The 9801-nt window shown below is 61.0% G+C and carries 10 protein-coding genes; 6 read left to right on the top strand and 4 right to left on the bottom strand.

From position 1 onward, the window contains the following. Nucleotides 1-33 precede the first annotated feature (33 nt). Nucleotides 34-2880, bottom strand: coding sequence for an RNA polymerase-associated protein RapA (gene rapA, locus FW789_RS20320; protein WP_446431952.1), 2847 nt, complete (start codon nt 2878-2880; stop codon nt 34-36). 122 nt (nt 2881-3002) lie between these two features. Between rapA and FW789_RS20325 the strand changes: the two genes are divergently transcribed. From FW789_RS20325 to ccoM, 4 genes are all read left to right on the top strand, one after another. Further along, nucleotides 3003-3698: a M949_RS01915 family surface polysaccharide biosynthesis protein gene (locus FW789_RS20325; RefSeq protein ID WP_446431953.1), complete on the top strand. Its 696-nt coding sequence runs from the start codon at nt 3003-3005 to the stop codon at nt 3696-3698. An 89-nt stretch (nt 3699-3787) separates the two neighbouring features. Then, nucleotides 3788-4114: an aspartate-semialdehyde dehydrogenase gene (locus FW789_RS20330; RefSeq protein WP_101321792.1), complete on the top strand. Its 327-nt coding sequence runs from the start codon at nt 3788-3790 to the stop codon at nt 4112-4114. 60 nt (nt 4115-4174) lie between these two features. Then, complete coding sequence (locus FW789_RS20335; RefSeq protein ID WP_188035409.1) at nt 4175-4336, top strand: hypothetical protein; 162 nt, start codon at nt 4175-4177, stop codon at nt 4334-4336. A gap of 135 nt (nt 4337-4471) precedes the next feature. After that, nucleotides 4472-4588 (top strand): cytochrome c oxidase subunit CcoM, encoded by a 117-nt coding sequence (gene ccoM, locus FW789_RS20340; RefSeq protein WP_275967712.1) that lies wholly within the window; start codon nt 4472-4474, stop codon nt 4586-4588. 89 nt (nt 4589-4677) lie between these two features. Here the strand turns inward: ccoM and FW789_RS20345 are convergent, their stop codons facing one another. Then, complete coding sequence (locus tag FW789_RS20345) at nt 4678-5895, bottom strand: GAF domain-containing sensor histidine kinase (RefSeq protein ID WP_186700724.1); 1218 nt, start codon at nt 5893-5895, stop codon at nt 4678-4680. A 185-nt stretch (nt 5896-6080) separates the two neighbouring features. Here FW789_RS20345 and FW789_RS20350 point away from each other — a divergent pair, with 185 nt between their 5' ends. Beyond that, entirely contained in the window at nt 6081-6401 is a 321-nt protein-coding gene (locus FW789_RS20350; RefSeq protein ID WP_446431954.1) for a DUF2025 family protein, read from the top strand. A gap of 12 nt (nt 6402-6413) precedes the next feature. Here the strand turns inward: FW789_RS20350 and FW789_RS20355 are convergent, their stop codons facing one another. Continuing rightward, nucleotides 6414-7490, bottom strand: a complete 1077-nt coding sequence (locus FW789_RS20355) for a diguanylate cyclase (RefSeq protein WP_446431955.1) — start codon at nt 7488-7490, stop codon at nt 6414-6416. 125 nt (nt 7491-7615) lie between these two features. Here FW789_RS20355 and FW789_RS20360 point away from each other — a divergent pair, with 125 nt between their 5' ends. Then, nucleotides 7616-8710, top strand: coding sequence for an MBL fold metallo-hydrolase (locus FW789_RS20360; protein ID WP_446431956.1), 1095 nt, complete (start codon nt 7616-7618; stop codon nt 8708-8710). Between the two features lie 3 nt (nt 8711-8713). Here FW789_RS20360 and FW789_RS20365 read toward each other — a convergent pair whose 3' ends face one another. Beyond that, on the bottom strand, nt 8714-9607 hold the full coding sequence (locus FW789_RS20365) for a formate/nitrite transporter family protein (RefSeq protein WP_103438314.1): 894 nt from the start codon (nt 9605-9607) through the stop codon (nt 8714-8716). Between the last annotated feature and the right edge of the window lie 194 nt (nt 9608-9801).

A 9801-nucleotide genomic window follows, 5' to 3' on the forward strand; every position in this document is an offset into this window, starting at 1 on the left:
GGTTTTTACTGCTGGGAGTCGTGCTCAGACTAATCAGCCCGCGACCAGCACCCGAATCGCTTCCAGACGCAAAGCCGCCTTGTCGAGCATGGCCAAGCCCTGCTCACGCTGTGCACGCAGCGCATCGATTTCGCTGTCACGTACCGTCGGGTTGACGGCCTTGAGTGCGGTCAGGCGTGCCAACTCCTCATCCGCTTCGGCAGCCAGGCGACGCTGCGCCTCGGCCACACGCTCGACGTGCACCGGCTCGACCTTGGCTTCGGCACCACTGATGCGCTGGGCCAATACATCGCGTTGCGCCTGGATGAACTTGTTGGCGCTGGCCCGCGGCACACTTTCGAGCTGCTCGTTGAGCGTCTCGAAGGCCACCCGTGCGGCCAGGTCGTTGCCGTTGGCATCGAGCAAACAGCGCAGGGCAGCGGTCGGCAGGTAACGGCCAAGTTGCAGGCTGCGAGGCGCGACCACTTCACTGACGTAGAGCAGTTCGAGCAGGACGGTGCCTGGCTTGAGCGCCTTATTCTTGATCAACGCTACGGCGGTGTTGCCCATCGACCCGGACAGCACCAGGTCCATGCCACCCTGTACCATTGGGTGTTCCCAGGTCAGGAATTGCATGTCTTCGCGCGACAATGCCTGGGCCCGGTCGTAGGTGATGGTCACACCTTCGTCGTCACCCAGTGGGAAGCTGGCGTCGAGCATCTTTTCGCTCGGTTTGAGGATCAGGGCGTTTTCTGAATGGTCCTCGCTGTCGATACCAAAGGCATCGAACAGGGTTTCCATATAAATAGGCAGGGCGAACTGGTCGTCCTGCTCCAGGATCGCCTCGACCAGTGCCTGACCTTCGCCAGCACCGCCGGAGTTGAGCTCGAGCAAGCGGTCGCGGCCGCTGTGCAGTTCGGACTCGAGGCGCTCGCGGTCAGCGCGGGCTTCGTCCACCAGGATGTTCCAGGCGCTGGCTTCGCCATCGCCGAGCAGCGAAAGCAAGCGCGAACCGTGGCGATGTTGCAGGGCGTTGCCGGTCGGGCAAGTGGCGAGGAACGCATTCAGTGCCAGGTGGTACCACTGGAACAAGCGCTCTTGCGGGCTGTCCTGCAGGTACGGGATATGCAGCTCGATGGTGTGCTTCTGGCCGATCCGGTCGAGACGGCCAATGCGCTGCTCGAGCAGGTCGGGGTGGGCAGGCAGGTCGAACATCACCAGGTGATGAGCGAACTGGAAGTTGCGGCCCTCACTACCGATTTCCGAGCAGATCAGTACTTGAGCGCCGAACTCTTCATCGGCGAAGTAGGCTGCCGCGCGATCCCGCTCGAGGATGCTCATTCCCTCATGGAATACCGTGGTCGGGATGCCGGAGCGCACGCGCAGGGCGTCTTCCAGGTCCATCGCGGTTTCGGCGTGGGCGCAGATCACCAGGACCTTGGTGCGCTTGAGCATTTTCAGCGTGTCGATCAGCCAGTCGACCCGTGGGTCGAAGCGCCACCAGCGTTGCTCGTCATCGCCTGGGCCCTGGGCCTGGAAGGCCACTTCCGGATACAGCTCGGCGCGCTCGCCAGCCGGCAGTGCGCTGTACTGCTCAGGGTTAGGCAGCGGGTAGGGATGCAGATGACGCTCGGGGAAGCCTTGCACGGCAGCACGGGTGTTACGGAACAGCACGCGGCCGGTACCGTGGCGATCGAGCAGCTCGCGGATCAAGCGCGCGCTGGCTTCGCTGTCGCCATCGTTGACCGCAGTCAACAAGGCTTCGCCTTCGGCACCGAGGAAACCGTGGATAGTGGCGTGGGCCTTGGGCGACAGGCGGCCTTGTTCGAGCAGCTCCTGCACTGCTTCGGCGACCGGGCGGTAGTTCTCGCTCTCGGCGCGGAAGGCTGCCAGGTCGTGGAAGCGATGCGGGTCGAGCAGACGCAGGCGCGCGAAGTGGCTGTCCTGGCCAAGTTGCTCGGGGGTCGCGGTCAGCAGCAGCACGCCAGGGATGACCTCGGCCAGTTGCTCGACCAGGGAATATTCCGCGCTGGCGTTTTCTTCGTGCCAGACCAGGTGGTGCGCTTCATCGACCACCATCAGGTCCCAGCCGGCGGCGAACAGCGCGTCCTGAGCCTTCTCGTCTTCGACCAGCCACTCCAGCGCGACTAACGCCAGCTGGGCGTCTTCGAATGGGTTGCTGGCATCGCTTTCAATGAAACGTTCGGCGTCGAACAGCGCTACCTGCAGGTTGAAGCGCCGGCGCATCTCTACCAGCCACTGGTGCTGGAGATTTTCTGGAACGAGGATCAGCACCCGGTTGGCGCGGCCGGTAAGCAGTTGGCGGTGAATCACCAGGCCTGCTTCGATGGTCTTGCCCAGGCCTACTTCATCGGCCAGCAGAACGCGCGGGGCGATCCGGTCAGCGACCTCACGGGCGATGTGCAGCTGGTGCGCGATCGGTTGCGCGCGGCAGCCGCCCAGCCCCCACAGGCTCGACAGCATCTGTTTGCTGTTGTGCTGCAGGGTGTTGTAACGCAGCGAGAACCACGCCAGCTGGTCGATCTGCCCGGCGAACAGGCGGTCGCTGGCCAGGCGGAACTGGATGAAGTTGGACAGCTGGGTTTCCGGCAGGGTGCGCGGCTGGTTCTGTGCGTCGAGGCCGTGGTAGACCATCAAGCCGTCGACGTCATCGACCTCGCGCACGGTCAGCTTCCAGCCTTCGAAATGAGTGATCTGGTCGCCCGGCGAGAAGCGCACGCGGGTCAGCGGCGCATTGCGCAGGGAATATTGACGGGTGTCGCCAGTGGCCGGGTACAGCACGGTCAGCAAGCGGCCATCCTGTGCCAGGATGGTACCCAGGCCGAGCTCGGCTTCGCTGTCGCTGATCCAGCGTTGCCCCGGTTGATACTGCTGCGCCATACTGCCTGAACTCCCGCCGATGAAAAGCCGGCTATGTTAACGGATAGACCGGGCAGACCAAAGAGTTAACAGACTAGCCGTTTCATCGACGCCCACCCGCAGCGACGAGGATACCCAGCCCAATGCCTGCCAAGTACCGTTGGTTGACCGCTTCCGTGGGCCTGGGCAGCTTGCTGCTGATGGCCGGTTGCGGGCAGAACAATTTCCAGTCCTTGGCGCCGATCGCCGCCGAGCAGCTCGAGGTGCTGGGTGTGCGTACACCGATCAAGAGCGTGCATTTTCGCGACCGCGACGGCGAGGGGCTGTTGGTGTTGAGCCGTACCGATGGCCAGGCCAGTGACCCCGAGAGCGAGCAGGAAGTCGACAAGGTAGTGCTCAAAGCCACCCTGTACGGGCGCACTGCCGGCAGCGAAGCGTTCAAGCCGCGCTGGCAGATCGAGCAAGAGACCACCTGCCCGGGGCTGGACCTTGATGTCGACTTCTATACCGATGTCAGTGACGTCAGCGATCTGAATGGCGACGGTGTCGCCGAAGTGACGGTGGCCAGCCACGCATTCTGCGGTGGTGGTATTGACCCGCATGACATTGCAATAGAACTGCGTGAAGGTGCTTCGGTCTACAGCATCACCGGCCAGTCCTTGATCAGCCCGGCAGGTGAACAACCTATCGGCGGTGAGCGGGTTGATAGCGCTTCACTGAAGAATGCCGCGCAGGTCCTGCGTGATCATCTGGATGCGGTGTGGCAGAAGGTCTACAAACGGCCGTGGAGCGAAGTCAGCCCTGAGCCGGATGATGCAGATGACGATCTACCCGATTAAGCAAGCCTGGCTGGCGGCGCTCGTTTCCCGTAGTGAGGCACTCAAGGCCGGTTCACACCGGCCGATACAGTAGTGACAGGAGAACCTCAATGCTGCCGCCGATCATTCCACTCAGTGCCATGCCCGTGACCACCCAGCACGACCCGGTCAAACAGACACCGGACATCCGCCCGGTTGTCCCTGCGCAGCCAGCTCCCGACGACAGCTCGATCAACCTCAAGCAGCAGCGCGACCCCAACGAGCAGGCCTTGCTCCTGCGTGAAGAGCAGCGCCGCCAGCATCAGCGCCGCCACGATGAGGATGACGAGCGTTACGAGGCACTCGCCGGTGAGGAACTCAATGCCGACAACACCGTGCCTGTAGCGCCTCTGGGCGAACGCCCGCGCCAGGGTCTGCTGGTCGATATCGAAGTCTGACTGGCCAACATCGACGCCTGGCGGCATCATGCACTTATCTGCTGACAGCCGGGCCCGTCCATGAGTGAAGACAACCTGATCGACTTCGGTGCCGAGCGCGCCAAACGTATCCATGACCTCAAGGATAAGCGCCTCGATGAAATGCGCCAGGCCTTCGAGCAAGCCATGCCGCTGACTGCTGGCAAAAAGAAAAAGCCCAAGAACAAACCCAAAAAGCGCTGAACTTGACCCAGGTCAACCCTGCGCCCGCCTCCAGTGCCCGGTCCCGGGCACTATTGACCCCGGTCAATTTCCTTCCTGCTCCTATTCGCTACCTTACATCCATCGGACGACGGCAGATAAACAGGGAGCGCCGACATGTTCTTCGACAATGTGGTTATCGCAGGTGTTGTGACGGTCGGTTTGATGCTGGTCTTCTTCGCCGGTCTGGGCATTTTCATCTGGAAGGATTCGCACAAGCGCAAACAGCGCTGATCCTTCCCGATTCATGAGCACGCAAGGCATTTAGGGCGACTTCGGTCGCCCATTTTTTTGTCTGGATTTTCTTGCTGGCGCAGCGCGGCTTACTGTTCCGGCAACAGTGCTTGAATAGCCGTCTCAGGCCGATCAACGGCCAGGTGAAAGCTGAATACAGTTCCGCCCGCAAGGCTTGATGCCACTTGCATGTGCCCGCCGTGGGCGAGGGCGATTTGCTTGGCAATGTACAGGCCTAGGCCCAAGCCTTGTTGATGGGCTGTGGCGCGTATTCGGGTAAAGGGCTGAAACAGCTGAGCGAGGGTCTGCGCGGGGATCGGCTCGCCCAGGTTATGTACGCTGAGCAGGAAGTGGCCGTCATGAATGTTTGCACCGACCGTCACCGTACCCTGCGGGTCACCATGAACCAGGGCGTTGGCGATCAGGTTGGATAACAACTGGGCAATCCGCTCAGGGTCACAATACAAACCGCCGATCTCACCCAGTTGCAGCTGCAATTGGCGCTGTGGGTGGACGCGTTGCAGTTCCGAGGCTACGTGCCGCAGTACCTCAGCCAGGTCATGGCACGGCTGCTGCGCAAGGGCGATACCGCTGCCCAGGCGGCCGCGGGCGAAGTCCAGCACATCACGCACAAGATTGCTCGCCCGTTGACCGCAAGTGAGGATGTGCTTTGCCAGAGCCTGGTGTTTTTGCTCGGTCAGGCGCTGCACCAGCAGCTCTGCGCCGGCAGTGATTGCGAACAGCGGGTTGCGCAGGTCGTGGCCCAGCACGGCAATGAACTGCTCGCGCACCTCTGCCATCGCTCGCTCCTGCTGCAACGCGAACTCGGTGCGCTGGGCGTGTTCTTCATGTTCCATCTGCACTGAAAGTAGCTTGGCAAAGCCTTCTATCATCGGCTGTATTGCGCTGTTCTTCAGGGCAAAAGGCTCGGGGTCGAGAGCGCAGATCGTGCCGAAGAAACTGCCATCCTGGAGATATACGGGCACCGAGATGTAGCTTTCGAACTTGTACTGTATCGGAGTGGGGTGGTTGCAGTAGAGCGGGTCTTCACTGGCCTTATCGATGACGATGGCTTGATGTGAACTGCGAATTACATCGCACAACGTCGTGGTGACATCCAGTTCCCCGCCTACGTCCAGGCCAAATCCAAGGCCATCCAGCACTGCGCAGGCGGTCCAGCTGTGCTCTGTTACGCGCGCGACAGCAGCGAAGCGCATGCCGGTGCTCTGGCAGATAACCTGAAGAATCGCCGGCACCGCACTGATGCGACCAATGGTGGCGATATCGGAACTTACCGCGTTGTTCATGCAGGGTTCCACGGCCCCTTGGGCCACATCAATGATTTGCCGGGTATTCTAGCGGGCTTGTCAGGAGCAGATCAAAAAGCTTGGCGAAGCGCTGGCCAGTTGCGCTAGGCTGGCAGCTGCGCGTGGCCCGCCAGAGGTCGCCGCAGGCTTTGCGTGCGTCACTCACTTAATTAGCGAGGTACGCCATGGCCATCACTTCTCAAGACATCTGCAGCGCCGCCGACCAGCTCAATGGCTTTGTCGGTTATCACGCCAAGCGCGGCAGTCATATCGTGCGCTTTTCCGAAGATGCGTTTGGCATGGATGTGGCGGACGACAGCATTACACTATGTAGCGAATTCGTCTGGCGGGCCGAGTCCGGGCAGCGCATGGCTTTGTGCCGTGAGCGCCTGGCCCTGCTGCTCGGCCAGCATGTGGACGACCGCCTGAATATCGCCGAGCCGTTGCGCATCTATCTGCAGCGCAGCGACCTGCCGGAGATAGTCGCCGAGCGCCGTCTGCGTTGAACGTGGCCCCGCTCAGTCTGGGTATGCCAGCCTGAGCGGGGCAGCAGGCCCATGATTGAAGCTGACCTGGTCGCGGCCCTGATGTTTGGCGGCATAGAGTGCTTTGTCGGCGTGTTCCAGCCAGTGCTCCGGCGACTTCAAAAGCTCATCATAGGCTGCCAGACCAATGCTCAGACTGATCCGTAACATGGGTAGTTGCGGGTTGCGGTAGGCATTTACCCGCTCACGCAGCGCTTCCATCGCCAGCCCAGCCCGGGCTTGGTCAGCCCCTGGGAATATCACGCAGAACTCGTCGCCACCGTAGCGCCCAGCCTGATCATCCGGGCCAAGGCTGCGCTGCAGTTCCTGGCTCAAATGGCGCAGCACACAGTCACCGACGACGTGACCATAGGTGTCGTTGATGGCCTTGAAATGGTCAATGTCGATCAGGGCGATCATTGCCGGCAGGCGCTGTTGGCGGCTGATCTGGAACTTGATCAGGAGCAGGTCCTTCCATGAGCCGTGATTGAGCAAACCAGTCAGGCTGTCGGTACGGCTCAGTGCGCTGAGCTGACGTTTATGGTCGGCCAGGTTGATCGCCAGGTGATAACACACCCATCCCAGCGCCATGGGATACAGGGCGAGCATTGGCAGGCACGCCCAGACCTGCAGGGCGCTGGTCTGCAACTGCAGGCCGCTGCCTAGGATCGCGCTGGCGAGCAGCATCCCGGCCAATTGCCCGAGCAGCCCGCGCGCCAGCAGGGCTTTGCCGCCGGCGGCAACATTGTTCATGGTCATCATCGACAGGATGGTCACGGTGGGCAAAGGATTGAAATGCATGGCCGCCACCCAGAAGCCGCCCATCAGTGAGTCCAGCAGCAGGTTGCGTTGTTCGGCGCGGTAGGGCGCAGTGGAATGCTTGGCCCATAGATAAGCAACGTGTGGCCAGAGCAAACCATTGGCCAGCATCAATGCCCAGATCCAGCCGGGAGGGTGCAGCGGCGCCATGGCGGCCATCACGCTGAACAGGCCGATGGCCATGCCGAGAATCCTGGGCAGGTAGATGCGCCTGACGAATGAGAGTCCCTTGCCGCTTCTGTTGTCGATCATGGTCGTGGTTCTTCCGTGGGACGCCGTTTATCGCATAAATCGCGTGAATATTGTTCAACAGACTCACCGCAGCGAAAAATGACCTTACAAGCCAATTCACGGTTGATCCAACGCTGTGGGGTAATATGAAGGCCTTGTTTCTCTGCGGAGTGCTCCTGTTCATGCTGCCCACGGACTCCCCCGCCGGTGAACCGGCGCGTTATCAGGATGGGCGCTTTCATAACCATGCGGCCCTGCCACAGGACGGCATGCTGAAAAAACTGCGCATTGGTCTCAAATACCTGTTCTTGCGCAAACCACCGCAAACGCGGCCAGCGACGGCTATTACCTTGCAGCCGATGAGCCGGCAGCAGTTGCTTGATTCGCCAGACCACAGTCTGTGGCGGCTGGGGCACTCGACGATACTGCTCAAGCTGCGTGGGCGCTTTTTCCTCACCGACCCGGTGTTTGCCGAGCGCGCCTCGCCGGTGCAGTGGGCCGGGCCGCAGCGCTTTCACCCTTCGCCGTTGGCGCCCAACGAAATTCCGCCGTTGGCAGCCGTGATCCTGTCCCATGATCACTTCGATCACCTCGACGAGCATGCCATTCGCCAATTGGCGCCGCGCACGGATGTTTTCCTGGTGCCGCTAGGAGTTGGTGACCGCCTGATCGGGTGGGGTGTGCCAGCTGGCAAGGTGCGCCAACTCGATTGGTGGCAGGAGGCGGAGGTGGCGGGCGTGCGCTTTGCCGCCACACCTGCGCAGCACTTCTCCGGACGCGGTCTGTTTGACAGCAACCAGACGTTGTGGGCGTCCTGGGTGATCATCGATGACGGGCTGCGGCTGTTTTTCAGTGGCGATACCGGGTACTTCGATGGCTTTCGTCAGATAGGCGAGCGCTACGGTCCGTTCGACCTCACGCTGATTGAAACCGGCGCCTACAACCTGGCCTGGCCCAGCGTGCACATGCAGCCCGAGCAAAGCTTGCAAGCGCACCTGGATCTGCGTGGGCGTTGGATGCTGCCTATCCACAATGGCACCTTTGATTTGTCTACCCATACCTGGCAGGAACCGTTCGAACGTATTCTCGCGCTGGCCGGCGCTGCTCACGTCAAACTGAGTACGCCGCAGATGGGCGAGCGTGTCAGCCTCGACTCACCCCACGCCGGGCAGAACTGGTGGCAACCGCGCCCCCTGCGTCAGCAGGGCAGGGCGCAACCCAGTTCAGTTGTCTCGCGTTAGCTACTAAAGACGCGGCTCTTGGCGATCGTTATTTTGGTTGGCTTCCTTTAATAGCTTGGACGGTGGCTTGCCGCTGTCGCTGCGTACCTGGGCGTGGCTGATCAAGGCAAAGATGAAGCTGCCACCGATGATGTTGCCGGCCAAGGTAGGCAGGGCAAACTCGAACAGAAAAGCCTGCCAGGTTTCATCGCCAGCCCAGACCAGGTAGGAAACCTCAACCGAGCCCACCACGATATGGGTGAAGTCGCCGAGGGCCATCATGTAGGTGATCAGCAGGATGATCCAGATCTTGGCGTTCTCCATTGCCGGGATCATCCAGACCATGGTTGCGATCATCCAGCCCGATATGATGCCTTTGGCAAACATCTGGCTGATGTCGTTGTGCATGACCTTGCGGCCTATCTCCAGGAATGCCACGTCTGCCTTGCTGTCGAAAATCGGCAGCTCGAGCATGACCCAGGACACCAGCAGCGTGCCGGCCATATTGCCCAGCAGCACCACGCTCCACAAACGCAGCAAGCGGCCGAGGTTGCCCAGGGTCGGGGTAGTCATCACTGGCAGCACGGCAGTGAGCGTGTTTTCGGTAAACAACTGCTGGCGCGCCAGGATCACGGCGAGAAACCCGGCGCAGTAGCCAAGGCTGGCGATGACCTGTGCACTGTCACCCTCTGGCAGGCGGGCATAGAACAAGCCCATAGCCATCAACGACAGGCCCATGCTGAGGCCGGCGGCAAGTGCCGACCACCACAGCGCGGCGAGGGTTCGCTCCAGTTCCTGGTCGCCTTGGGCACGGATGATCTCGTGCAGCACCGCTGCCCGGGGCGGTTGGTTATGGCTGATTTCCTGTTCTTCATCCGCCGACAGGCCAGGGGTTTTGTCGCTGTGCGCATCGCTCATTACCACTGTGCTCCTCTGGGTGTTTCTCTACAGATCAATTGCGCCGCTGTTTAGTTGCCGGGAAGGGTGTTATCAGTGCGAAAGTTTTTTCAGATCAAGGTGTTGACTCCAAATTCAGATCGCGTATTATTCGCCACCTCGCAGCGATGCAGTCGCAGCGAGGCAAGTGTTAAACGCTTGAGGTTGGTAGTAGC

This window comes from Pseudomonas sp. 1121_17 (assembly GCF_052850745.1).

What these genes read in the sequence shown, in the direction of transcription:
- rapA (WP_446431952.1), bottom strand. Translation starts at nt 2,880, where the DNA reads ATGGCGCAGCAGTATCAACCGGGGCAACGCTGGATCAGCGACAGCGAA.
- FW789_RS20325 (WP_446431953.1), top strand. Translation starts at nt 3,003, where the DNA reads ATGCCTGCCAAGTACCGTTGGTTGACCGCTTCCGTGGGCCTGGGCAGC.
- FW789_RS20330 (WP_101321792.1), top strand. Translation starts at nt 3,788, where the DNA reads ATGCTGCCGCCGATCATTCCACTCAGTGCCATGCCCGTGACCACCCAG.
- FW789_RS20335 (WP_188035409.1), top strand. Translation starts at nt 4,175, where the DNA reads ATGAGTGAAGACAACCTGATCGACTTCGGTGCCGAGCGCGCCAAACGT.
- ccoM (WP_275967712.1), top strand. Translation starts at nt 4,472, where the DNA reads ATGTTCTTCGACAATGTGGTTATCGCAGGTGTTGTGACGGTCGGTTTG.
- FW789_RS20345 (WP_186700724.1), bottom strand. Translation starts at nt 5,895, where the DNA reads ATGAACAACGCGGTAAGTTCCGATATCGCCACCATTGGTCGCATCAGT.
- FW789_RS20350 (WP_446431954.1), top strand. Translation starts at nt 6,081, where the DNA reads ATGGCCATCACTTCTCAAGACATCTGCAGCGCCGCCGACCAGCTCAAT.
- FW789_RS20355 (WP_446431955.1), bottom strand. Translation starts at nt 7,490, where the DNA reads ATGATCGACAACAGAAGCGGCAAGGGACTCTCATTCGTCAGGCGCATC.
- FW789_RS20360 (WP_446431956.1), top strand. Translation starts at nt 7,616, where the DNA reads ATGAAGGCCTTGTTTCTCTGCGGAGTGCTCCTGTTCATGCTGCCCACG.
- FW789_RS20365 (WP_103438314.1), bottom strand. Translation starts at nt 9,607, where the DNA reads ATGAGCGATGCGCACAGCGACAAAACCCCTGGCCTGTCGGCGGATGAA.